23 protein-coding genes are annotated in these 26555 nt (G+C 37.3%); all 23 read left to right on the top strand.

The features are described from left to right. The first annotated feature begins 3 nt into the window (after nucleotides 1-3). On the top strand, nucleotides 4-705 hold the full coding sequence (gene gloB / locus JDW14_05570; GenBank protein QQD64806.1) for a hydroxyacylglutathione hydrolase: 702 nt from the start codon (nucleotides 4-6) through the stop codon (nucleotides 703-705). Nucleotides 706-735: 30 nt separating this feature from the next. After that, complete coding sequence (gene recQ / locus JDW14_05565) at nucleotides 736-2502, top strand: DNA helicase RecQ (protein ID QQD64805.1); 1767 nt, start codon at nucleotides 736-738, stop codon at nucleotides 2500-2502. 88 nt (nucleotides 2503-2590) lie between these two features. After that, on the top strand, nucleotides 2591-3454 hold the full coding sequence (locus tag JDW14_05560; GenBank protein QQD66510.1) for a hypothetical protein: 864 nt from the start codon (nucleotides 2591-2593) through the stop codon (nucleotides 3452-3454). Then, nucleotides 3451-4347, top strand: a complete 897-nt coding sequence (xerD, locus tag JDW14_05555) for a site-specific tyrosine recombinase XerD (GenBank protein QQD64804.1) — start codon at nucleotides 3451-3453, stop codon at nucleotides 4345-4347. Before JDW14_05560 ends, xerD begins: the two co-directional genes overlap by 4 nt. A gap of 36 nt (nucleotides 4348-4383) precedes the next feature. After that, on the top strand, nucleotides 4384-5556 hold the full coding sequence (gene deoB, locus JDW14_05550; protein ID QQD64803.1) for a phosphopentomutase: 1173 nt from the start codon (nucleotides 4384-4386) through the stop codon (nucleotides 5554-5556). A gap of 14 nt (nucleotides 5557-5570) precedes the next feature. Then, a complete protein-coding gene (locus JDW14_05545) occupies nucleotides 5571-6371 on the top strand; it encodes a purine-nucleoside phosphorylase (protein ID QQD64802.1) in 801 nt (266 codons plus the stop codon). A gap of 147 nt (nucleotides 6372-6518) precedes the next feature. Next, nucleotides 6519-6923, top strand: coding sequence for a GNAT family N-acetyltransferase (locus tag JDW14_05540; GenBank protein ID QQD64801.1), 405 nt, complete (start codon nucleotides 6519-6521; stop codon nucleotides 6921-6923). 17 nt (nucleotides 6924-6940) lie between these two features. Then, nucleotides 6941-7687, top strand: coding sequence for a segregation/condensation protein A (locus tag JDW14_05535; GenBank protein ID QQD66509.1), 747 nt, complete (start codon nucleotides 6941-6943; stop codon nucleotides 7685-7687). Nucleotides 7688-7697: 10 nt separating this feature from the next. Then, nucleotides 7698-8300, top strand: a complete 603-nt coding sequence (gene scpB / locus JDW14_05530; GenBank protein ID QQD64800.1) for an SMC-Scp complex subunit ScpB — start codon at nucleotides 7698-7700, stop codon at nucleotides 8298-8300. 1 nt (nucleotide 8301) lies between these two features. Beyond that, nucleotides 8302-9030, top strand: a complete 729-nt coding sequence (locus JDW14_05525) for an rRNA pseudouridine synthase (protein ID QQD64799.1) — start codon at nucleotides 8302-8304, stop codon at nucleotides 9028-9030. Between the two features lie 161 nt (nucleotides 9031-9191). Next, entirely contained in the window at nucleotides 9192-9671 is a 480-nt protein-coding gene (locus JDW14_05520) for a winged helix-turn-helix transcriptional regulator (protein QQD64798.1), read from the top strand. Between the two features lie 4 nt (nucleotides 9672-9675). After that, on the top strand, nucleotides 9676-10617 hold the full coding sequence (locus JDW14_05515; GenBank protein QQD64797.1) for a beta-ketoacyl-ACP synthase 3: 942 nt from the start codon (nucleotides 9676-9678) through the stop codon (nucleotides 10615-10617). A 29-nt stretch (nucleotides 10618-10646) separates the two neighbouring features. Continuing rightward, nucleotides 10647-10865, top strand: a complete 219-nt coding sequence (locus tag JDW14_05510; protein QQD64796.1) for an acyl carrier protein — start codon at nucleotides 10647-10649, stop codon at nucleotides 10863-10865. Between the two features lie 125 nt (nucleotides 10866-10990). Next, nucleotides 10991-11947: an enoyl-[acyl-carrier-protein] reductase FabK gene (fabK, locus tag JDW14_05505; protein ID QQD64795.1), complete on the top strand. Its 957-nt coding sequence runs from the start codon at nucleotides 10991-10993 to the stop codon at nucleotides 11945-11947. A 51-nt stretch (nucleotides 11948-11998) separates the two neighbouring features. Continuing rightward, nucleotides 11999-12925: an ACP S-malonyltransferase gene (locus JDW14_05500; GenBank protein QQD64794.1), complete on the top strand. Its 927-nt coding sequence runs from the start codon at nucleotides 11999-12001 to the stop codon at nucleotides 12923-12925. A 17-nt stretch (nucleotides 12926-12942) separates the two neighbouring features. Continuing rightward, nucleotides 12943-13665 (top strand): 3-oxoacyl-[acyl-carrier-protein] reductase, encoded by a 723-nt coding sequence (gene fabG, locus JDW14_05495; protein ID QQD64793.1) that lies wholly within the window; start codon nucleotides 12943-12945, stop codon nucleotides 13663-13665. Nucleotides 13666-13737: 72 nt separating this feature from the next. Beyond that, nucleotides 13738-14973 (top strand): beta-ketoacyl-ACP synthase II, encoded by a 1236-nt coding sequence (gene fabF, locus JDW14_05490; protein QQD64792.1) that lies wholly within the window; start codon nucleotides 13738-13740, stop codon nucleotides 14971-14973. After that, on the top strand, nucleotides 14973-15443 hold the full coding sequence (gene accB / locus JDW14_05485) for an acetyl-CoA carboxylase biotin carboxyl carrier protein (GenBank protein ID QQD64791.1): 471 nt from the start codon (nucleotides 14973-14975) through the stop codon (nucleotides 15441-15443). The genes fabF and accB overlap by 1 nt, the downstream gene beginning before the upstream one ends. Nucleotides 15444-15576: 133 nt before the next feature. After that, the gene (gene fabZ / locus JDW14_05480; GenBank protein QQD64790.1) at nucleotides 15577-16011 is read left to right on the top strand and encodes a 3-hydroxyacyl-ACP dehydratase FabZ; all 435 of its coding nucleotides are present in this window, start codon (nucleotides 15577-15579) and stop codon (nucleotides 16009-16011) included. A gap of 68 nt (nucleotides 16012-16079) precedes the next feature. Continuing rightward, nucleotides 16080-17450, top strand: a complete 1371-nt coding sequence (gene accC / locus JDW14_05475; protein QQD64789.1) for an acetyl-CoA carboxylase biotin carboxylase subunit — start codon at nucleotides 16080-16082, stop codon at nucleotides 17448-17450. A gap of 66 nt (nucleotides 17451-17516) precedes the next feature. Continuing rightward, complete coding sequence (locus JDW14_05470) at nucleotides 17517-18314, top strand: acetyl-CoA carboxylase carboxyl transferase subunit beta (protein QQD66508.1); 798 nt, start codon at nucleotides 17517-17519, stop codon at nucleotides 18312-18314. A 1-nt stretch (nucleotide 18315) separates the two neighbouring features. After that, nucleotides 18316-19098 (top strand): acetyl-CoA carboxylase carboxyl transferase subunit alpha, encoded by a 783-nt coding sequence (locus JDW14_05465; protein QQD64788.1) that lies wholly within the window; start codon nucleotides 18316-18318, stop codon nucleotides 19096-19098. A gap of 271 nt (nucleotides 19099-19369) precedes the next feature. Beyond that, nucleotides 19370-26494 carry an Ig-like domain-containing protein gene (locus tag JDW14_05460; GenBank protein ID QQD64787.1) on the top strand — a complete coding sequence of 2375 codons (7125 nt, stop codon included), beginning with the start codon at nucleotides 19370-19372 and terminating at the stop codon, nucleotides 26492-26494. Nucleotides 26495-26555: the final 61 nt, after the last annotated feature.

The following is a 26555-nucleotide window of genomic DNA, read 5'->3' as shown; positions in this document are numbered from 1 at the left end:
AGAATGGAAGTTATTGGATTACCTGCTCTAAGAGATAACTATATTTGGCTCGTTAAACAGGGACAGCAAGTTGTGATAGTTGACCCTGGTGAATCCCACAGTGTCTTGCATTATTTGGAAGTCAATCAGCTTGAACCCATTGGTATTTTCATTACGCATGGGCATGATGACCATATTGCTGGTGTAACGGCGATATTGGAAAAGTATCCTAGTTTATTTGTTAAAGCTCCGATTGAAGTAGTTCATTTGGCAACGCAAGTGGTCAAAGAGAGTGACCAATTTGAGTTATGGGGAAATACTGTTGAGATTATTAAAACAGCAGGGCATACGAGTGAACATATTTCCTTTATTGTGGATAAAAAGCTATTTTGTGGCGATGCTTTGTTTTCAGCTGGCTGTGGTCGAGTGTTTACAAAAGATTATGCGGAACAGTTTGCAGCTTTACAAAAAATATCTCAATTAGAAGATGCGATTGAAGTGTATGCTGGGCATGAATATACGGTAACGAATTTACGTTTTGCAAATGAGCAAGAGCCGATGAACCAAGCAATCGCTACTGCACTTGCACAAGCTCAACAATTACGAGCAGAAAATCAGCCGACTTTGCCAACTACTATTGGTAAAGAAAGAGCCATTAATTTATTTTTACAAGCCACTACGGTAGAAGCTTTCAAACAATTGCGTGATTTGCGAGATAAGTTTTAAGCGTTATAGGGAGAGAAATGAGGTGACTGATTGAACGCAGAAACAGCATTACAACATTATTTTGGCTACCCTAAGTTTCGTTACAATCAAGCAGAAATCGTCCAAACAATTTTAGCTAAACAAGATATTTTAGCGATATTGCCGACTGGTGGAGGGAAATCAATTTGTTATCAATTGCCAGCAGTCTTGATGAATGGTTTAACGCTTGTGATTTCACCTTTAATTTCGTTGATGAAAGACCAAATTGATACATTATTATTGCACAATATTCCAGCAGCTACTTTGCATTCCGGCTTATCGACAGAAGAATATTTTGAAGTCATGGCACAATTAAGACAGGGTAGCATTAAGTTGCTCTATATTGCACCGGAACGTTTAATGACAGATTCAATTCTTTCGGTGTTAAACAATACGACAATCAGTCAAATCGCAATTGATGAGGCACACTGTGTGTCGCAGTGGGGGCATGATTTTAGACCGAGTTATGTGGAAATACGGCAATTTATTGACCGATTGGAGCAACGACCGGTAATTACGGCTTTTACGGCGACAGCAACGCAAAAGGTGCAACAAGATATTATTTTACAGCTTGGATTAAAGCAACCAAAAGTGGTAGGCAATACTTTTGACCGTCCGAATATTAAATTAACGGTGCTAGAGCCAACGGATAAAATGCGTACATTAGTGAGTTATTTATCCCATGATGAGTCGATTATTATTTATGCTCAAACACGAAAAAATGTGGAACGCATTGCTGAAAAATTGGTGCAATTAGGGTATAAGGCAACAAAATATCATGCTGGTTTATCCAATCAAGAACGACATCAAGCACAAGAAGAATTTATTTATGATAAGAAAAACATTATTGTGGCAACGAATGCCTTTGGTATGGGAATTGATAAAACAGATGTTCGTAAAGTGATTCATTATAATTTACCGACCGATTTGGAAGGTTACTATCAAGAGGCTGGTCGTGCAGGACGTGACGGATTAGCAGCCGAGGCGATTTTACTATTTGCTAAGCAAGATATTGTGACGGCGAAGTTTATGATTGAAAATGGGCAAGACACGAACCGACTGCCACGATTGGAAACGATGATTCAATATGCGAATCAAACGACTTGTCTACGGCAATTTATTTTGAATTATTTTGGTGAAGCATCTAAGCCCTGTCAAAATTGCTCGAGTTGTTTAAGTGAGTTTGATGTACAGGATATTACGAAAGAAGCACAAATTATTTTATCGACTGTCGCACGATTAAAATACGCATTTGGTATGACAATGGTAGCGAATGTCGTAAAAGGTAGTCGGGATAAAAAAATCGTAGAGAATAACTTAAACCAGTTATCGACTTATGGGTTGATGAAAGAATATTCGTTAGGCCAAATTAAAGATATGATTTCCTTATTAGTTGCGAATCAATATTTAGCTGTAACAGAGCATAAAGGGTTAATGTTGACACCCTTAGCACGACAAATATTATTAGGCGAGCAACAATTAACGATGAAAAAGCAAAAGACTAAGGTGGAGAAGAAACTCTCAAATAGTATGGCTGATAGTTCTGAAATAGATATTGCCCTATATAATCGTTTACGAGATATGCGATTTACACTCGCTCAACAAGCTCAATTGCCAGCTTATATCATTTTCTCCAATCGAACATTGGAAGATATGGCACGCAAAATGCCGACAGATTATGACAGTTTTCTTGAAGTTGAGGGTGTTGGAGCAGTCAAAGCGATGAAGTATAGTGAGCAGTTTATCCAAGTAATTCAAGCGTATTTAGCGAATGAATAATCGTGATTCAATCACAAGTCCATTTCATCAGTACGAAAAATATGATAAAATGACAGCAGAGTAAAAATTTTTCAAGGAAAGTAGGTGAATTAAGTTGAAATACGGACAAATCGTTATAGGAAAAGTAATTGATGAAAATGAATCGCATTATTTTGTGCAATATGAGGGTGTGACTTATGGTGTTGCTAAAGAATGCACTGATGAAACATTTGCGATTGGTGAGCAAGTAGAGGGCTTAATTTATGAGAATCGATTTGGCAAGCGTGTCATGCAGACGGAGTTGCCAGATATTAGACCTGGTTATTATGGTTGGGGTGTTGTGAATAGTTCACGAAAAGATTTAGGAGTGTTTGTGGACATTGGCTTGCAAGATAAAGAAGTCGTGCTATCGCTCGATGATTTACCGGAAAATCGCCAATTATGGCCGAAAAAGCAAGATAAATTGTATGTAACGTACGAAGTTGATGCTAAAGAGCGTATGTGGGCGAAATTAGCCGATTATGAAACGATTGCACGTTTATTTAAAAAAGCACCTAAAGGCATGATGAACCAAACCATTGAAGTAACGGTTTTTCAAGTGAAATTAGCAGGTGCTCTAGCGATTACTGAACAGGGGTATCGTGTCTTTATTCATGAGTCGGAATTGACACAAGCGATTCGCTTAGGGGAACAATTATCGGTGCGAGTGATTAATGTGGCTCGTGACGGCTCATTAAATGCCTCAATGAAACCACGTGCGCATGAGGCGATTGGTGATGATGCGCAAATGTTAATGGCGATTTTAGAAAAATCACCAACTAAATATTTAGGCTTACACGACAAGTCTAATCCTGATATGATTCAGTCTCAATTAGGCATTAGCAAAGCTCAATTTAAGCGTGCAGTTGGTCAATTGTTGAAACAAGGTAAAATTCGTCAAGAAAAAAATAATGGGATATATTTAGTTGAATGATACAGACGGAAATTGAAAATTTTAAGCGTTATTTATTGATTGACCATAATCGTTCGCAAAATACAATTGAAAGTTATGCCAGAGATTTAGTGAAGTTTAATGATTTTTTAGAAGAAAAGAACATCACATCGATGAAAGACGTTGATAAAACAACGATTCAATTATTTTTGGCTCATTTGAAATTGGTCAACTATTCCGTTAGTTCGACCAATCGTATGTTATCGAGTTTAAAACAATTTTTTAATTTTTTAGTTATCGAAAAAGTAATTGAACATTCACCGATGACGTTAATACAAGGAGCTAAAAAGCAAAAAAGCCTACCTAAAGCAATTACATTACAGGAAATTGATGCACTGTTAGCAGCTCCCGATACTGAAACAACTTGGGGTATTCGTGACCGAGCGATATTAGAATTAATGTATGCGACTGGACTGAGGGTTAGTGAGTTAACGCATTTGAAAATGCGTGATTGCCACTTGTCGCTCGGTTTTATTCAAACGATTGGAAAAGGAAATAAAGAGCGGATAATCCCAATGGGAGAAGAGGCAGCTTTTTGGATTGATAAATATTTACAAGAAGTGAGATATAGTTTTGAAGTAAAGGGACGTGTGGAAGAATCGTTATTTATTACGGAGCGTGGTAAGCAGTTTACACGTCAAGGCATTTGGAAAACAATTAAAAAATATGTTCAAATAGCTGGAATGGATAGTGATTCGGTATCTCCCCATGTGTTACGTCATTCATTTGCAACGCATTTACTTGAAAATGGTGTTGATTTGAGATTTGTGCAAGAGCTATTAGGGCATACGGATATTTCAACAACGCAAATTTATACGCATATTTCAAAAGTGAGAATGCAGGAAGTGTATCGCAAGTCATTTCCAAGAGCATAGAAAATTACAATAAGTGATGATGAAAGGAAGAAAAATATGGCAACATTTAATCGTGTTCATTTAATCGTAATGGATTCCGTAGGAATTGGAGAAGCACCAGATGCTGCTGATTTTGGTGATGTAGGTTCGCATACATTAGGTAATATTGCTAAAACAGCGGGATTAAAATTACCGAATATGACAGCATTAGGTTTGGTAAATATCGAACCATTAGCCGGTATGTCACCTGTTGAACAGCCAACTGGTTACTGGACAAAATTAGAAGAAGTGTCGGCTGGTAAGGACACAATGACAGGCCATTGGGAAATTATGGGGCTTAAAATTGAACAACCATTTCGTGTGTTTCCAGAGGGCTTTCCAAAAGAATTATTAGACAAAATCGAGGCTTTTTCAGGACGTAAAATTGTATGTAATTTACCATATTCTGGTACGGAAGTATTAGATGATTATGGTAAACATCAAATGGAAACTGGCGATTTAATCGTTTATACTTCTGCCGACTCTGTTTTACAAATAGCAGCACATGAAGAGATTATTCCATTAGAAGAATTATATCGTATCTGTGAATATTGTCGTTCTATTACTTTAGAAGAACCGTATATGTTAGGTCGTATTATCGCTCGCCCTTATGTTGGTGAACCTGGTAATTTCCAACGCACATCAAATCGTCATGACTATGCGTTAAGCCCATTTGAGCCAACTACTTTAGATGCGTTAAAAGATGCTGGTAAAGATGTCATTTCGATTGGGAAAATTTCAGATATTTTCAATGAACAAGGAATTACGGCATCAAATCGTACAAAAGATAATATGGACGGTGTCGATAAATTATTGACGGTTATGGCACAAGATTTTCATGGGTTAAGTTTTACGAACTTAGTTGATTTTGATGCAGTATACGGACATCGCCGCAATCCACAAGGATATGCTGATGCGCTAGAAGCATTTGATGCACGCTTACCAGAAATTTATCAAGCGATGAAAGAAGACGATTTATTAATTATTACAGCAGACCATGGAAATGACCCAACTTTTACTGGAACAGATCATACTCGTGAATATGTACCAATCTTAATTTATAGTCCTTTGTTCAAAGAGCCAAAAGAATTAGAAGCAACTCATTTCGCTGATATTGCAGCAACGATTGCTGATAATTTTGAAGTGACATCAACAGGATTAGGACAATCATTCTTAGCACAACTGAAGTAGAATAGGAGGCAAATATGTTTAACGTTACAACTCAATATTTAATTGGACGTGGTATTGAAGCACCACAAATCGCATTGATTTTAGGTTCTGGTTTAGGTGAATTAGCAGATGAAATTGAATCACCGATTGCAATTCCTTATGAAGAAATTCCGAATTTTCCAGTATCAACCGTAGCGGGTCACGCCGGAAAATTAATTTACGGTACATTAGAAGGTAAAAAAGTTATCGCTTTACAAGGTCGTTTCCATTATTATGAGGGATACGATTTACAAACAGTGACGTATCCAGTTCGTATTTTTAAAGAATTAGGAGTACAAACTGTTGTTGTAACCAATGCAGCTGGGGGTGTGAACGAGAAATTTTCACCGGGGGATTTGATGATTATTACTGACCACTTGAATATTACAGGAGAAAATCCATTAATTGGTGCTAATATTGAAGAGCATGGCCCACGATTTGTTGATATGACCGAAACATATAGTAAACGTGGACAACAATTATTAAAAGAAGTGGCAGCTGATATTAATGTTAACTTGCAAGAGGGTGTTTATACATGGTTTACAGGGCCTACTTATGAAACACCGGCAGAAATTCGATATGCACGTGCTATCGGTGGAGATGCAGTCGGAATGTCAACAGTTCCTGAAGCGATTGTTGCTAAACACGCTGGTATGGAAGTGATTGGTATTTCATGTATTACGAACTTAGCAGCCGGTATGCAAGTAAGTTTAAATCACGAAGAAGTTATGGAATATTCTCAAAAAGCTAAACCACAATTTAAGAAATTATTACGTGGCTTGATTTCAAGATTATAATAGAATTTGCTTTTTTAAATAAAGAATGATAGTATGGTCGGTGTTGTTTTTCTTTGTGGATATAGTCGATAGCTTTATATTATTGAGAAAAATTAAGTGACTAGCTATTTGATTGAACCCAATTTTTAATTAAGGAAGAGGATTAAGATGTTAATTCGTTCAAAACATAAAAATGAAAAAATTGTATGGGGGCTAATGTCTTATACATTTGATGAATCTATTTCTTCGAATGACCAAAGACAGTTATTGAATACATTTCGTGAAGAGGAAGCATTTGAAATCTTTTTATTCCGTAAGGAAGAACAGGATAATTTTATCGGTGCTATGGTGATTGAAGAACAACCGGCTATTTCTGAAGAAGTCGGAGATATTATTGTCATCCATCGTTTAGCAGTGCTGCCGTCATATCGCAATGAGGGAATCGGTTATCAGATGTATTTAGAATTGCGAGCATTATATCCTACTGCATCTTTCCAAGGCTCGATTATGATGAGTGAGATTGTTAAAAATTGGTCTATAAAATATCATGAATCGTTGGAAGAAACTAATTAATTTTCAAAAGGAGAGCAATCGAAATGGCTAAAGAAATTCTTAAACTCGAACTAGAAGCATTTCAAGGGCCTTTCGATTTGCTTTTGCATTTAATTAAAGAATTAAAAGTGGATATTAATGATATTCCGATGCGTGAAATTACGGAGCAGTATATGTATTATTTATCCAGTATGCAGGAATTGCAATTGGATATTGCCGGCGAGTATTTAGTAATGGCTGCAACATTATTGGAAATTAAAGCACGCATGTTATTGCCGATTGAACCGAGTGGTGAGTTAGAGAGTGATTATGAAGAAGACCCACGTGAATTTTTAGTACAACAATTGTTGCTATATCAACAATTTCAAGATGTGGCGACTGCACTCGAGATAAATGAAGCTAAGCGTGCGAAATTATATATGCGTCCAGCAGAAGATTTATCACAGTTTGAAAAGGCGATACCATTAGAGGCTGGTGCTGTGTCATTAGAGCAGTTAGCATTGTTGATGTCGCAAGCTTTGCAACGACAACAAGACCGTGAGCCAAGGCAAAGAGAAGTAGAATATGAGCCATTGTCTGTATCAGATAAGATTAATGAAATTCAGTTGTTGATTGAAAATACGAATCGACGAATTGCTTTTCAAGATTTATTGAAAATTGGTTCACGCAACGAAATTATTACCACCTTTATGGCGATTTTAGAAATGGTTAGAAAACAGACGCTAGTATTTTATCAAGCAAGTGCCTTAGCTCCCATTGAAATCAAGCGGCATGAATTAGAATAGGAGGATATACTTGCAATTATCATTAAAAAAACGTGTATTCGGTATCTTATTTGTTGCTGGGAGTGAAGGTGTAAGTCGTGAGCAGTTGGCGAATTCTTTAGCAGTGTCTTTAAATGAAGTCAATGATGTACTAGCACAGTTACAATTGGATTTGTTGCATGATGAAGAGTCACCGATTGAACTAGTGAATTTCAACCAACAGTATCGTTTAATTACTAAAAAAGAGTTAGAACATGATGTGGAGCAATTTGCTCAATCTCCATATACACAACAATTATCTCGTGCAGCCATTGAAACTTTAGCAATTATTGCCTATCGTCAACCGATTACACGAATTGGCATTGATGAAATTCGTGGTGTATCTTCAAGTGGGATGCTGCAAAAGTTATTATTACGTGATTTAATTAAAGAGGTTGGTCGTGTGGAAGCACCGGGTAGACCGGTATTATATGGGATTACACCGTATTTTATGGATTATTTTGGGTTAACATCATTAGATGATTTACCAGATTTAGAGCCATTATTATTGAAAGCAGAACCTGTTAATGAAGCACTGTTTTCAACTAAGCAGTGGGAAATAAACTTATTTGATGAAGAAGAGGTGGTAGACTAAGATGGAACGATTACAAAAAGTAATGGCGCATGCCGGAGTAGATAGTCGACGTAAATGTGAAGCGTTAATTTTAGAGGGCAGAGTATCTGTAAATGGTAAAGTTGTACAAGAATTAGGTGCAAAAGTGAGTTCACATGATGTCGTTGAAGTAGACGGTGTCCCTATTTATCGTGAGCATCCAGTCTATGTATTATTGTATAAGCCAAAACAAGTTATCAGTGCTGTGTCCGATGATAAAGGACGAGCAGTACTTTTGGATTATTTACCGCAATATGCAGAACGTATTTATCCTGTTGGACGCTTGGATTATGATACGAGTGGTTTGATTTTATTAACGAATGACGGTGAATTTGCAAATCTGTTAATGCACCCAAGACATCAAATGGATAAAGTTTATGTTGCGAAAGTGAAAGGTATTCCAAATATTCAAGCATTACGTCGTCTTGAACGTGGGATTATTTTGGACGGAAGAAAAACGAGTAAGGCACGAGCAAAATTATTGTCACAAAATATTCAAACTCAAACAGCGATTGTGGAGTTGACGATTCATGAGGGTTGGAATCATCAAGTAAAACGCATGTTTGAAGCAGTTGGACACCCTGTGATGAAATTGAAGCGTGAACGCTATTCATTTTTAGATTTACGTCATTTAAACCCTGGAGATTCACGAGAATTAACGGCATTTGAAGTAGATAAATTAAAGAAAATGGCATTAGGTGCCATTAAATAAGGTAAGACACTTGGACTTCGGTTCAAGTGTTTTTTTGCGTTCTGAATAGTCTTTTTGATATTTGGCAAACTCGTGAAAAAATTTTTTATGAAAAAACATTTGACAAATCTAAAGTATTAAGCTAGAATTTTGATTATCAAATAGTTTGAACATCAAACTAAATGAAAGAGGTGAATATTTTGGATTTTGAGACCATTAATGAAGTCAATGGATATTTAGTCAGAATATTTAATGAGATTATGCAAATCGAAGAAGAGTCGTTGCGAAATAGTGCATTCATGGATTTAACAATTAAAGAAATGCACACGATTGAAGCGATTGGTTTAGTAGATCTACCGACATCGAATGAAGTAGCGAAAAAACTTAGCGTTACAGCAGGTACTTTATCTGTTTCGATTCAAAACTTGGTTAAAAAAGGATATGTCGAAAGATTAAATCAGCCGAATGACCGTCGTGTTGTACGATTGAATTTAACTAAAAAAGGGCGTCTTGTTTATCGTTTGCATCATAAATTCCATACGGATATGGTAAAAGACACGTTGACAGGTCTTGAAAGAGAAGAAGCACAAGTACTGATTAAAGGATTACGCAATCTAAATCAGTTCTTAGACAATGTCAAAAACAGGATGAATGAAGGATGAGCTGATGAGTCAAATTATAAAAGTAAGTAGTTATTTACCCAATAATTCGCTTAATAATCATCAATTAATCAATCAATATCAACTAGACTCAAGTGATGAATGGATTCAACAACGAACTGGAATTAAGCAGCGTTATTTTTCAGATGAAGAGGAAACAGTCGCTAATATGGCGATAAAGGCAGCACAAAATCTTTTAAAGGATTGTGATGCATCAATCATCAATAAAATAGGACTTATCATTGTGGCGTCCATGTCATCTAAACTGCCAACACCAAGTGTTGCAAATCAAGTTCAAGCTGCAATTCAGGCGAATAATGCTTGGGGATTTGATATTAATGGTGCTTGTGCAGCCTTTGTTAAAGGAATAGATATTGCTGAAAAATTTGCACGTGTTTATGAAGATACTTACACACTTCTAATCGGTGTTGAAAAAATGAGTGATATTTTAGACTTTACTGACCGAAGTTCTTGTGTCTTGTTTGGAGACGGAGCAGGTGCAATTTTAATTCATAATGACGCATCATCGTTTACTCATTATCGTAGTGAGCTTTATGCAATCGGCGATACAATGGGTGCGATTGAACTGAATAGACAGACAGATGAACTGATGTCGATGAAAGGTCGAGACGTGTTTAATTTTGTCAGTCGCAATGTGATTCGTTCGTTAAAAACATTTATCGAGACAGATGAACAAGCAAGCGAATTGATTATTTGTCATCAAGCGAATCAACGATTAATTGATTTAGTGATTAAAAAATTATCGGTCAATCCCGAAATAGTGCCGTCAAATATTGCTCAAGTGGCAAATTTATCGGCAGCTAGTATTCCAGTTTTAATGCATCAATTAAATACAGAACATCGATTACGTTTTGACGGAACACAACATATTACGCTCTGTGCATTTGGCGGCGGTCTAGCATGGGGAAATATTAGTTTAACAGTATAAATTATTCGAAATAAATGGAGGAAATAAATATGGTATTTGAAAAAATTCAAGCAATTATTGTTGATCAATTAGGAATTGAAGCAGAAGAGGTTACATTAACAACGGATTTTGAGCAAGATTTAAAAGCTGATTCTTTAGATGTTTTTCAAATTATTAGTGAAATTGAAGATGAATTAGATATTACTATTGATACAGACAAAAATCTAAAAACAGTTGGTGACTTAGTTAATTATATCGAAAGCTTATAATAAGAACGATTGAACAACTACATGACCTTATAAGTAAACGAAGCGAGAAGTGTATTCTATGCTTATATGACTTATGAGGTCATCATTTTATACAAATTCTGATACAAAGGAAGAGAATCATAAAAATGAAAACAGCAATTACCACATTATTAAATATCGACTATCCGATTATTCAAGGAGCAATGGCATGGGTTGCAGATGCTGACTTAGCGAGTGCAGTATCGAATGCTGGTGGCTTAGGTGTCATTGGAACGGGGCATGACCCGGTCGAAGTCGTGAAACAAAAAGTAGAGGCGATTCGCTCTAAAACAAATAAGCCTTTTGCCGTCAATATTATGCTCTTAAATCCACATGTCGAAGAAGTTGTTGACTATTTAGTTGAATCGGGTGTGAAAATTATTACGACAGGAGCAGGTAATCCTGGTAAATATGTTCCAAGATTTAAAGAGGCAGGAATTATTTTTATTCCAGTCGTTGCATCAGTTGCTTTAGCAAAACGCATGGAACGTATTGGTGCTGCCGCTGTCGTTGTTGAAGGCATGGAAGCAGGGGGACATATCGGTAAGCAAACGACTTTAGCTTTAGTGCCTCAAGTTGTTGATGCTGTATCTGTTCCAGTAATCGCTGCTGGTGGTTTTGGTGACGGTCGCTCTATGGCAGCTGCCTTTATGTTGGGGTGTGAGGCAATTCAAGTGGGAACACGTTTTGTTGTTGCAACAGAATCGAATGCACATGATAACTTTAAAAAAGCGATTATTAAAGCAAGTGATATTGATACAGTAGTAACAGGACAAATTACAGGACACCCTGTCCGTGTATTGAGAAATAAATTGACGAATGAATATTTAGCAGTTGAAAAAGCAATTACGAGTGATGAAACACCCGATATTTCACGATTAGAAATTATGGGACGTGGAGCATTACGTCGTGCAGTTGTGGAGGGTGATACTGAAACTGGCTCTATGATGGCTGGTCAGATTGCCGGATTGATTAAAGAAGAACAATCATGTCACGACATTATTCAAGACTATGTTAATCAAGCAAAAGCTGTTTTTGCTGCGAAACAATCTTATTTTGATTAAGTTGAGAGTTATGTGAAGTGGACGTCGAGGCAGTCCGAATAAGGAGGATACATGAAATTAGCCGTAATATATAATGGGCAAGGTGCTCATTTTGCGAATATGGGATTGGATTTTAAAGATAATTTCACAGCTGCAAAAGCAGTATTTGATGAAGCGACTGAAATAACAAATTATCCAATCGAACAATGGATACGAGAAGATATTAATCAATTAGCTAAAACAGAAAATGCACAAGTTGCGATTGCTACAACAAGCTTAGCTATTTATCGAGCCATTGAAACTGAATTGCCGTCAATTGAGTTTATGGGGGGATTGAGTTTAGGTGAATATAGTGCCTTAATCGCAAGTGGAATGCTGAGTCAAGCAGAGGGATTGGCATTATTAAAAGAGCGTGGACGCTTGATGTCAGCTCATTGCGAGTTCATTGATGATGCACAAATGGCAGCTGTCATTGGAATGCCGATTGATGAAATCGAAACTTTGGTCACTAAAATTGCGAGCTACTTGCCATTGTATATTGCTAATTATAATTCACCTAATCAAATCGTTATTGCTGGGACAAGTCAAGCGATACAAACGTTTAAACAAGCTGCAAAAGAATTGGGCTATAAAAAGGTTTTACCTTTGAAAGTAGAAGGACCTTTCCACTCTCCTTTAATGCGTGAAGTGCAAGCCCCTTTTGCGAATGTATTACAAGCAGTGGCATTTAATTCTAGTGACATTTCAGTTTGGAGTAATGTGACGGTGCAGCCACACCAATTAGAAACGATTAAAGAAAATTTAGTGAAGCACTTAGTAGAGCCTGTTTATTGGTATCAAACGATTGACAAATGGGTTAAAGACGGACTAACGCATGTGATTCAAATTGGGCCAGGAGATACTTTGGCAAAATTATTAGCAGGTCAACACTCACAAGTGAAGTGCCAAATTATAAATTATGTTGAAGATGTAGATCAATTAAAAGAATTTTTATCATAGTAGAACAGGAGGTAGTCATGAGTTTAGTATGTTTAGTAACAGGTAGTTCAAGAGGAATTGGTTTAGCGATTGCAAAAAATTTAGCAAGCCAAGGACATCAAGTGATTTTGAATAGTCGTAGTCCGATACAGGAAGAAGTATTAACGCAATTTAAAGATTTTGACCAACCAGTTGGAACAGTAATTGGCAATATTGGAGATTTTCAAGATGCTGAACGAATGGTTCAAGAAATTAAGGAACAATATGGACAAGTCGATGTACTCATAAACAATGCAGGTATTACCAAAGACGGCTTGTTAATGCGTATGTCAGAAGAAGATTATGACGCTGTTTTACAAACCAATTTAAAAGGTGCGTTTAATATGTGCCGACACATTGTGCCATTAATGCTAAAAAAACGGACAGGAACGATTATCAATATGACGAGTGTGGTTGGGATAACTGGAAATGCTGGCCAAGTGAATTATGCTGCTAGTAAGGCTGGATTAATTGGACTAACAAAGGCATTGGCACGTGAAGTAGCACCACGTTCAATTACGGTAAATGCGATTGCACCTGGTTTCATTGAGACCGATATGACGGATGCGTTATCTGACCGAAATAAAGAGGGAATGTTAAATCAAATCCCTTTAAAACGCTTTGGCAAAGTAGATGAAATTGCATCATGTGTGAACTTTTTAATTAATAATCGTTATATCACTGGTCAAGTACTGGAAATTAACGGCGGAATGAATATGTAGACTGCTTAGTGCGACAGATTGAATAAAGTACTTAAAGAGCCAGCCTAAGCAAACTAGAATTGGAGGTTTAAAATGGAAAGAGTCGTTGTGACAGGTATTGGAACTATATCACCCATTGGAAATAATGTACATGATTTTTGGCAAAATATGAAAGAGGGAAATTCTGGTATTGCACCAATCACCAAATTTGATGCGACTGCGACCGGAGTGAGTGTAGCAGCAGAAGTAAAAGATTTTGATCCAACTACTGTGATAGAGCGTAAAGAAGTACGACGTATGGATTATTTTTCGCAATATGGAGTAGCAGCAGCTGTAGAAGCTGTCAATATGAGCGGATATGATATTGCTGCAAATGCTCATCGAGTGGGAACTTTAGTGAGTTCTGGAATTGGTGGTTTAGTTGAAATTGAAAATGGTATCCGAAAAATGATTGATAAAGGTGCAAAGCGCATTCCGCCATTATTTGTACCATTGACCATTGGCAATATGGCTGCCGGTAATATTTCGATGAAATTAGGAGCGAAAGGGATTAGTTTAGATATTGTGACGGCTTGTGCTAGTGCCACTAATTCAATAGGTGAAGCCTTTTTGAAAATTAAAATGGGATTTTTAGATGCGTGTATCGCTGGGGGGTGTGAAGGAACGATTAATGAAATTGGCATTGGTGGTTTTGCAGCTTTGACGGCTTTATCGACTAATTCTGACCCTAAAACAGCGTCACGACCATTTGATAAAGAACGTGACGGTTTCGTAATGGGAGAGGGTGCCGGTATTTTATTTTTAGAATCACTTTCGTCAGCTAAAAAACGTGGTGCAACGATTTTAGCAGAATTAGTTGGTTATGGTGCAAATTCTGACGCATACCACATGACAGCTCCGTCAGAAGACGGTAGTGGGGCTGGAGAAGCGATGAAAATGGCAATGCAACAAGCTGGAGTCACACCAGAAGATATTGACTATATCAATGCACATGGTACGTCAACTCCTACAAATGATAGTGCTGAAACCAAGGCGATTAAATATGCTTTTGGAGAGGCTGCCTATAAAGTGGCGATTTCAAGTTCAAAAGGTCATTTTGGACATTTATTAGGAGCAGCCGGTGGGGTAGAAGCTATTGCAGTGGTTAAAGCACTACATGACGGTTTTATACCAGCTACATTAGGCTTACAAAATCCAGAAGAAGCCTGTGATTTAGATTATGTTCCAGGTAGTGGTCGCAAACAAGCGATTCAATATGCGTTGACGAACTCATTGGGATTCGGTGGACATAATGCAGTATTGTGTTTTAAACGTTGGGACGGTGAATAATGAATTATCAAGAATTACTTAATTTGATTGACAAATTAGACAAATCGACAGTGGCTTATGTTGAATTTAATCAAGGTGAAAATCGGGTTGTCCTTGCTAAAGAGAATCCGAATCAAGTGACACGAGAAGACGTTGTGAATAAACCGAAGTCTACAACATCGAATGTAGTAACACCAAGCAATCAGCCGATGAATCAAGAAATAAGTAGTCCTGTTGAATCAGTAGATGTTGGAGAAGCTGTTTTATCTCCTTTAGTAGGGATTGCTTATTTACAACCAAAACCAGATGCTGAAACATTTGTCAAAATAGGTGACACTGTGAAAAAAGGACAAGTGTTATGTATTGTAGAAGCGATGAAATTAATGAATGATATTGTATCACCATTTGACGGTATCGTATCTGAAATATTAATCGAAAATGAAACGGTTGTAGAATTTAATCAACCATTATTCAAAATAAATACGAAATAGAAATATAGTGCGAGTGAGGGTGCTCTGGCTTGAAACACTGGAAGAAATCACTGGAGTGCGAGTATCGCACATAAGAGATTTCTGAAGTGGAGGTCAAGCCAAGCCGAACGAGCCAGAATAGGAGTGTATCAAAATGACTTTATTAACTGCACAACAAGTAATGGACATTATTCCGAATCGTTACCCAATTTTCTTTATTGACGGTGTAGATGAATTAATCCCAGGTGAGAAAATAGTTTGCCGTAAAAATGTGACGATTAATGAACAGTTTTTCCAAGGGCATTTTCCAGGTGAACCTGTTATGCCTGGTGTTCTCATCTGTGAAGCCTTAGCACAAGCTGGGTCAATTCCATTATTACAATTACCGGATTTTGAGGGAAAAACAGCCTATTTAGGTGGATTAAACAAAGTGAAATTCCGTCAAAAAGTCGTGCCAGGTGATGTTTTACGTTTACAAGTAGACATCGTTAAATTAAAGAAAAATGCAGGTATTGGTTTTGGTCAAGCCTTTGTAGGAGATAAAAAAGTGGCTGAGGCAGAGATGACTTTTATTATCGGAGCAAAATAATTTTATCAAATGAGAAGACGATAGAGCAGTAAAAGTAGGCTCTATTAGATTAAAGAGGGGTCTTTTGAATGTTTACAAAAGTATTAGTCGCCAATCGTGGCGAAATTGCGATTCGGATTATTCGAGCATTAAGAGAAATGGGGATTTTGTCGGTCGCAATTTATAGTACTGCTGATGAGCAGGCAATGCATACACAATTAGCAGATGAAGCGATTTGTATTGGACCAGCAAAAGGGTTAGATAGCTATCAAAATCCAATGGCTGTATTATCGGCTGCAATCGTTACTGGTTGCGATGCCATTCACCCAGGATATGGCTTTTTATCTGAACGTAGTGATTTTGTGGCAATGTGCGAAGAAGTGGGAATGACATTTATTGGGCCGAATAGTGATATTATCGAATCCATGGGGAATAAGCAAAATGCACGAGATACGATGCGTGATGCTGGTGTACCGATTACTCCAGGTAGTGCGGGCTTAGTGCATTCGTTAGATGAGGCGAAACTTATTGCTGAACGGATTGGTTTTCCTTTAATGATTAAAGCTGCTGACGGTGGTGGTGGTAAAGGAATGCGGCGTGTAGAATCAGCTGACCAATTTGAAATGTTATTCGAGCAAGCACAGATTGAAACACTAAATGTTTATGGCAATCAAGATTTATATATTGAAAAAATCATTTATCCGGCACGCCATATTGAAGTGCAGTTATTGGGCGATTCACATGGTAATATCATTCACTTAGGTGAACGTGATTGTTCATTGCAACGGAATAATCAAAAAGTAATTGAAATAGCACCAGCCTTATCACTTTCTCCGGAAGTGCGAGAGGCATTATGCCAAACAGCCGTTAAAGCAGCGCAAGCGATTGGCTATACTAATGCTGGGACGATTGAATTTTTAGTCGATGAGGCACAAAATTTTTATTTCATGGAAATGAATACTCGATTACAAGTGGAGCATCCTATTACTGAAATGGTCACAGGTGTCGATATTGTGAAAGAACAAATTCGGATTGCTATGGGCTTGCCACTTCAATATCAACAATCCGATATTTCATTGAACGGATTAGCCATTGAATGTCGTTTGAATGCTGAAGATGTAAGAGCAAACTTTAGACCGTCTAGTGGCTATATTGAGCGTATGATTTTACCAGCAGGCAATAATGTTCGCATTGAATCAGGTGTGTATCCACATTATTTATTGCCACCTTTTTATGATTCGATGATTGCTAAAGTGATTGTACATCATCAACAGGTTGAAGAAGCATTTAAAATTATGGATAGAGCTTTAGTTGAAGTTGTTGTAGAGGGCTTGACGACTAATATTGATTTGTTACAAGCATTAATTGATGATGAAAATGTTCGTGCAAACCAATTTCATACGAAATGGTTAGAAGAAGAATTTTTACAGAATTTTAGAGCACGTACAGAGGAGGTGTAGGGGTTGCGATTATTTAAAAATAAGAAAACTATTCCTTTGAATGCTCGGCCGCAGTCGCTTGTCGAAATGAAAAAAAATCAAGTGCCGGATGATTTTTTAACAAAATGTCCACATTGCAATAGAGGTTTAGTTCAGTCGCAAATACCAGCTGATTATCAGTGCTATCATTGTAAAAAGCCACTTCAATTTCCGGCAAGAAAACGAATTGAATGGTTTGTAGATGAAGACAGCTTTGAAGAATTTCTTGCTGAATTAGTAACAGGTAATCCTTTGGATTTTCCGAATTATGAGGATAAACTTCATATTGCTCAACAGGCTAGTGGTTTAAATGAGGCGGTCATTATTGGAAAAGCAACCTTAAATCAGATTCCATTTGCGATTGGTGTCATGGATAGTCGTTTTATGATGGCGAGTATGGGAACGATTGTGGGTGAGAAGATTACGCATTTATTTGAGTATGCGACAGCCAATCAATTGCCAATTATCTTATTTACAGCGTCTGGTGGCGCTCGAATGCAAGAGGGGATTTTGTCTTTGATGCAAATGGCTAAAATTTCGCAAGCAGTGGAACAACATCATCAAATGGGATTGTTTTATACTGTCGTTTTAACTAATCCGACAACTGGTGGGGTGACAGCAAGTTTTGCTATGCAAGGAGATATGATTTTGTCAGAGCCATACGCAACTGTGGGATTTGCTGGCAAGCGTGTTATTGAACAAACGATTAAGGCGAGTTTGCCTGAAGATTTTCAATCGGCCGAAAAAGTATTAGAATATGGATTTATTGATAGTATTGTGGAACGCCCGCTACAAAAGCAAGTGTTAACTTTATTATTAAAAATTCATCAAAAGGTAGGTGAATAGCATGGACGCCTATCAAATTGTTCAAAAAGCAAGGTTAACTTCGAGAATTTCAACACGAGAAATTATTGGAGCTCTTTGTACAGAGTTCATTGAATGTCATGGTGACCGTTTGATGAAAGACGATCGTGCGATTATCGGTGGTGTTGGGCTAATGGACGGAAATCCGATAACCATTATCGGTTTGCAAAAAGGAAGGAATGTGAAATCCAATATTCGCCGGAATTTTGGTTCAGCTGGCCCATCGGGTTATCGTAAAGCACAACGATTAATGGAACAGGCAGAAAAGTTTAATCGACCAGTGCTCACACTCATTAATACGGCGGGGGCATTTTGTGCTCCGGAATCGGAAGAAAATGGTATTGGCGAAGCAATTGCACAAACCTTACGAATGATGAGCCGTTTGAGCGTTCCTACATTAGCGATTATTTTAGGTGAGGGTGGTAGTGGGGGTGCTATTGCATTAGCTTTGACAGATGAAGTATGGATGTTAGAGCATAGTATTTATTCAATACTTTCGCCTGAGGGATTTGCATCTATTTTATGGAAAGACGCTAAATTAGCTCCACAAGCTGCTGAAGTGATGAAGATGACGGCTAAGGATTTACTTGAATTAAATGTTATTGATAAAATAATAAATGAAGTTGATGATGCCGGGTTACCAATTGAACAAGAAGTATTATTGTTAGAATTAGTAGCCGAAATCAAACAATATTTTACTGATTGTTCGGCACTTTCAAAAGAAGAACGAATGAAGAAGAAGTATCAACGTTTTAGACAATTTTAATGAAACACTGCGATGTATTATTGGATATGTCGTGGTGTTTTTGAATTTTTGTTTTATCTTTTTTAGATGCATTTATTTTATAGTGATTATGTGAACAACAATAGTTGAGTGTTGTTTTTTTTATCTAGCAGTGGCATAGATATGTTCTTGTAAAGATATTAACAACATTATGTAATATATTCGCAAGAATGTGTATTTTTTTACGGGAATATTACAGGTAAAATAGTATCGGAAGCGTTAACATTTTTAGAGTAATATTTGGAGGTACAAAATGAGAAAATCAAGTAAAAGTTTTTTTGATAAACGCAATCATTTTTCCATTCGAAAATTGACTATTGGGACTTGTTCGGTAGTTATCGGTTCGTTTTTATTAGGAGCAGGAAATGTTCATGCGGAAGAGGCAGCACCAATTGGTTCAGAAATTGGAGCTGAACAACCAGCTGATGATACAGACGAAGTTGACATTGAAGATAGCGATAATAGTTCGGTAATGGATAATGATAACTTCAATGCAGGAGTAGTACAGCCAAGTGACAATGTACAGCCGGCTAGTGGTGCAGAAGAAGTTGGTATTGAAGATGACGATGATAACGCTGAGATAGCTGAAACGGAGCACAACACTACTATAGCTGATGAGGCTCATACTGATGGTGAAGTGCATCTGTCTGAGGGAAGTCAACCAAAACGTACAGCAGAAGAACATGATGCGATTCCGACAGAAAGCTTTAAAGATACAGTTGCTGTTGAAGTGCCAAAATTTGAAGGCGTTACCAATACAGAGGCAGAAGATGTTCAATTAAACTTAATCGCTAAAGGGCAACGTGAGACAAGCTTTAATCGTAACTGGCGTATTTCAAGTGGTGATGTTACTGGTGGTGAAGATGTTGATTTAGATGTTAGTAGTTGGCGATTAATTGATTTACCAAATGATTTTTCAATTGAAAAAGAACCGTCTACACGTTATGAAGCTGAAAGTGGATTTTATCCTGGAGGAGTACAGTGGTATCGTAAAAACTTTGTCTTGACAGATGAGTATTTAGATAAAGAGTTATCACTTTCATTTGACGGCTCTTATATGGTAACTGAAGTGTATGTCAATGGACAAAAAATTGGTGACCATAAAAATGGTTATTCGCCATTTAATATGAATTTAACAGAATACTTGCACAAAGACGGTAAGACTGAAAATAAAATCGCTATTAAAGTTACGAATGAAATACCAAGTAGTCGTTGGTATTCTGGTAGTGGGATTTTCCGTGATGTTAATTTAGTGGTGACGGATAAAGTCCACGTTTCACACAATGGTGTAACGATTACATCACCAGATTTGAAAGAACAAGCAACATCTGATGTAACGGTCAATGTTAAAACGAATGTGTCCAATAATACGGATAGCGACCAATTGGTATCAGTTGTCAATGAATTAATTAATGCGTCCGGGGAAACAGTCGCAACAAGTACGGCTAAAATCGTGACATTAGCAGCGAAAACAAAGCAAGATGTGATGAGCGATTTAATGGTTCATACCCCTACTTTATGGTCTATTGAGAATCCATATTTGTACAAAGTGAAAACGCTTATTTCTGTAGGTGACGAAGTAAAAGACACGTATGAGTCAACTTATGGTTTCCGTTACTTTGATTATGACCGTAGTCATGGTTTCTCATTAAACGGGAAAAATATTAAATTAAAAGGTGTCAATCAGCATCATGATAATGGGGCGTTAGGGGCAGTTGCTAATAAAGATGCGATTAAACGGCAATTAGAAATCTTAAAAGAAATGGGAGCTAATGCTATTCGTACGTCACATAATCCAACGTCACGAGCTTTATTAGATGAAGCGAATCGTCAAGGATTTTTAATTATGGAAGAAGCATTTGACGGTTGGGATTTATATAAAAATGGAAATACAAAAGATTTTGCTAGATTCTTTAATACAAGACTAGGTGAACAAAATGCTAAAACATTAGCGAATGCAACAGCTGATATGACATGGGCAGAATATTCACTAAAATCGATGATTAATCGTGGTAAAAATGACCCGTCCATTATCATGTGGTCATTAGGTAATGAAATAACAGAGGGAGCATCTGGAAATGCTTCTCACTTTGGACAATTAGCCAAACAATTAATTCAATGGGTAAAAGAAACAGATTCTACAAGATTAGTGACTATCGGTAATAATCGAATTGGAGAATTGGATGCGGTCAATCAAGCAATCATTGATGCAGGTGGGGTTGTTGGATTTAACTATAAAGATGCAAGTACAATAAGAAATCAATTGATTCGGCACCAAGATTGGAAAGTTTATTCATCTGAAACAACGAGTGCTATTCACAGTCGTGGAGAGTATGGCACAATAAATCGTAATCATTCAACATTACAATTATCAGAATATGATAATAATTATGCCAAAGTTGGATGGGGAGCATCAGCTAGTCAAGCGTGGAAATGGGTCGTAGAGAACGATTGGAATGGTGGTATATTCGTTTGGACTGGTTTTGATTATATCGGTGAGCCAACACCATGGAATAAAGTAAGTCCAGGTGCTGCATCTGACCAAGGCGTTGCACCAAATTCAAGTTATTTTGGTATTATCGATACTGCTGGTTTCCCGAAAGATACTTATTGGTTATATCGAAGCATGTGGAAAGAAGATGACTATACTTTAAGCTTAATGTCCACGTGGAATAATGATGAAATTGCTAAACAAAATGGTAAAGTTCAAGTTGATGTATTTACTAATGCACATCGTGTAGAGCTTTATTTGAATGATCAAAAAATAGGTGATGCGACTGCTACGAAACGTGCGACACCTGCTGGGCATGTTTATAATCGTTTTGCATCAGGTAAACCATACCCAACCTTTATGGTAGACTGGCAAGAAGGCACCTTGAGTGTCCGTGGATTTGATGAAGATGGTCATGAAATTACTGCTGAGGCTAAAGGTAGAAAATCTGTCTCTACTTCACATGAAGCTGTTGCTTTAAGAACAACGACTAAACATAGTGAAATTAAAGCAGACGGTACTTCTTTATCATATATTGAAGTTGATGTTGTTGACCAAAATGGTAACATTGTCACAGGTAGTGATAAGAATATTAAATTTGATATTAGTGGCCCTGGTAGAATTGTTGGGGTAGATAATGGAAACCCGGCTGATTACAGTTCATATAAAGCCGATAATCGTAATGCTTTCCATGGTAAAGCATTAGTCATTGTTCAAGCAGATCGTGAACCAGGTACAATCTCTGTAACAGCAACTGCTGAGGGATTAACCGCTGCAACACAAGAAATTGCTGTAACACGTGTTGCATCAGATCAAACATCATTCGCTGAAAGCGTTAATATTGTTAAAAATTATACGTTAACACGTGGACAAGCCTTAGATTTACCGAGTGAAGTGACGCTCACAATGAATAATGGTGAGAAACAAACAACTCCAATTACATGGACATCACTTTCTGAAGAGCAATTAAATAAGCCAGGTACTTATGAAGTTTCAGGTACTATTGAGGGTCAAACAACACCAATTGTTGTGAAAGTAACAATTATTAATCCAATTGTAGCAGTTGAAAATTACGCTGTTACAACTACTCGTGGTGTCGTGCCAAAATTACCAGATGTTTTACCTGCTTATGATAGTAATGTTGAAAAAGTCATGGATGTACCGATTACGTGGAATACAGAGTCACTAGACCTAAGTCATGACGGCGATGTTGTTGTAGAAGGTAAAACAACATTATTCGGTAAAGAAGTGAAAGTTCAAGCGATTATTACTGTCAATGGTGAAACGAAACAATCAGAGAATTTAGCACGTTTAGCTGCTGATATGCCAACATTTAAAAATGGTTATCGCATTGGTGATACTATCACCGAGCTTCCTGCATCAATAAGTGATAGTTTAGGTCGCTTAAATAACGGAGTTAAAACGAATGGAACTATTGAAGCAGAACGTTGGACAAATTGGAGATTGCGTAATCAAAGTGATATAGAAGAATTCTACGTAGAAGTGGATTGGCAAAATAGCCATACATTTGCAAATATTAATTTATGGCATTTTACTGATAATCAGTTTAGTCGTGTTCCAGGAGACCGTAATGTTCGCTTTGAATATTGGGATGAAGCAACTTCTACTTGGAAAGAGCAAGAAGCTTCGAATATTACGCAAGTAAGTTACCTACAAGGAGAAACACCTTATGGTTTGCTTTCTCCAGTGACGACTAATAAATTACGTATTTGGATGAAACAATCAGCTCCAGGAAAATCTGTTGGATTGACTGAAATAGAAGTGCTAAGTCATGTGGAAGAAAGAGTTAAAAATAGTGTTGCTGAATTAGCATCAGCAAAATTAGAAGATGAAGTCATTGATTTTGATGAAAGCAAAACTTTTACATACACAACAGATCATGATTTAAAACTTGATTTGAAAGTAAAAGAAAATGGTTCAGCTACTTTAGTTCCGGTTTCTGATAAAGAATATAAAATTCTTGTCAAATCTGAAGATGGTAGTCAATCAACTGTTTATCGATTAGTAAGAGAAGTTGAGGAAGAACCAAAAGGTTCAGTCATTGTCCATTATGTCAATGAAGCAGGTGTAGAAATTAAACCAGCGTACACAGCATTAACAGATGCTGCACCAGGAACTCGTTTCACTGTTGAAGCAACAGAAGAAACAAAACCAACCGAGCTTACATATAATGATAAAACGTATGTATTTAAAGTTGTTTCAACATCAGAAATAGTTGGCGAAAATACAATCGTAACGACAGGAAATGAAGAAAAAGTCTACTTCTCACCATTAGATGAGGGAGCAGTGTTAGAGGGAACAACACATGTTATCTATGTTTATGCAGAAAAAGAAGTAGAGTCAAATAATCCAGATGAAAATGGAGCTGAAACCACAGACGGGGCAGATACAACGGAGGAGCATCAAGGAGGAGAAACAACGCCAACACAACCGAGTGAAGGAGTAGAAACCCCAACGCAACCAAGCGAAGAAGTGGAAATACCAACACAACCGAGTGAAGAGGTGGAACCTCCAACACAACCAAGTGAAGAAGTAGAACCTCCAACACAACCAAGCGAAGAAGTGGAAACCCCAACACAACCGAGTGAAGAGGTGGAAACTCCAACACAACCGAGTGAAGGAGTAGAAACCCCAACACAACCGAGTGAAGGAGTAGAAACCTCAACACAACCAAGTGAAGGAGTAGAAACCCCAACACAACCAAGTGAAGAAGTAGAAACTCCAACACAACCAAGCGAAGAAGTGGAAAAACCAACACAACCGAGTGAAGAGGTGGAAACTCCAACACAACCAAGCGAAGAGGTGGAAATCCCAACACAACCGAGTGAAGAAGTAGAAACTCCAACGCAACCGAGCGAAGAGGTGGAAACTCCAACACAACCAAGTGAAGAAGTGGAAATCCCAACACAACCGAGTGAAGAGGTGGAAACTCCAACACAACCGAGTGAAGGAGTAGAAACCCCAACGCAACCGAGCGAAGAGGTGGAAACTCCAACACAACCAAGTGAAGAAGTAGAAACTCCAACACAACCAAGCGAAGAAGTGGAAAAACCAGCACAACCAAGCGAAGAGGTGGAAACTCCAACACAACCGAGTGAAGAAGTAGAAACTCCAACACAACCAAGCGAAGAAGTGGAAAAACCAGCACAACCGAGCGAAGAAGTGGAAACTCCAACACAACCGAGTGAAGGAGTAGAAACTCCAACACAACCAAGTGAAGGAGTAGAAACCCCAACACAACCAAGTGAAGAGGTGGAAACTCCAACGCAACCGAGTGAAGAAGTGGAAGCACCGATTATCAATAAAGACTTATTGAATTCAGATAAATTAGAAGGATTTAATAAAACAGACAAAGGTGAAGATACAACTTCAGTAAAACCAAGTGAAGAAGACGGAACACCGATTATCAATAAAGATTTATTGAATTCAGACAAATTAGAAGGATTTAATAAAACAGACAAAGGTGAAGATACAACTTCAGTAAAACCAAGTGAAGAAGAAACACCGATTATCAATGAAGACCTATTGAATTCAGATAAATTAGAAGGATTTAATAAAATAGACAAAGGTGAAGATACAACTTCAGTAAAACCAAGTGAAGGAGTAGAAGCACCGATTATCAATAAAGATTTATTGAATTCAGACAAATTAGATAAATTCAATAAAACAGACAAAGGTGAAGATACAACTTCAGTAAAACCAAGTGAAGAAGAAGCACCGATTATCAATAAAGACTTATTGAATTCAGATAAATTAGAAGGATTTAATAAAACAGACAAAGGTGAAGATACAACTTTAGTCAAACCAGGTGAAGAAGATGGAACACCAATCATCAACAAAGACTTATTAAATTCAGATAAACTAGATAAATTAAATAAAGTAGATGAAGTAGAAACATCGGTAATTAATAAAGATAAGTTAGACAAACTTGTAAATCACATTGAAAGTGGCGAAAGTCAAACGAATAAGACAGAACTACATGTTGACGCTGCCACAAATATCAGTGTTGAATTAACAGGTGAAGATGTTGGTCGAGGAATGCACCTAGTTGTTGGACGTTTACAAAATAATCCATTAGGTGATTCGCTGGATTCACAATTAAAAGGCAAAGAATTTGATTTGTACGATATTCACTTTGAAAATGCTCAGGGTGAAGTGACACAAATTAAATCTGAAGCTGTGGTCACTCTTCCAAGAGATGTAGCTAAAGAAGTTTCTGGAGTATACTATGTCGCAACCACTGGTATGGCAGAGAGTTTACCGTATAAATTACTTGATAATACAGTTCGTTTTAAAGTAAGTCATTTCAGTTACTATGCTGTAGTATATGGTGCTCAAACTGAGCAAAATGGAACACAGTCAGGTACAACGACTACAGGAACTGCTAGTTCAACAAGTGCAACAAACACAGTAACTACTGGTTCAACAAGTACAACAAATACAGGAGCTACTGGTTTAATAAGTACAACGAACACAGAAAACTCTGACACATCAAACACAATGAACTCAGACAATACAGGTTCATCTGATGTGATGAATACAGGGGTTCCAAGTTCAACAAACGTAATTAAACCAAACAATACTGATTCATCAAATACAATGAGTACAGAAAATAGCACAATGACACCAGAAATGTCTGACTCATCAAGTGCAATGGATACAGAAAAAGCAGAAGATACTAAAGTAAATACTAGTCGTGAAGAACAACAACAAAATATGACAACTTCAACAATGAACAAAATGGAAATGTCATCAGAACATCTACCAGAGACTGGTGAAAGTGATGCTTACTTAATTTTTGGTACAGCAGCATTATCAATTTTAGTTGGATTAGGATTAGTTACCGGTAAACGAGAAGATGCCTAAGAATTAATTTTAAGTTGGATAGGCGAGGGAATCGCCTATCCAATTTAAAGGATTGATAGAT

Source organism: Aerococcaceae bacterium zg-252 (genome assembly GCA_016237705.1).
GTDB lineage: Bacteria > Bacillota > Bacilli > Lactobacillales > Aerococcaceae > Globicatella > Globicatella yangjingiae.
This window is presented reverse-complemented; position numbering and strand designations above follow the sequence as displayed.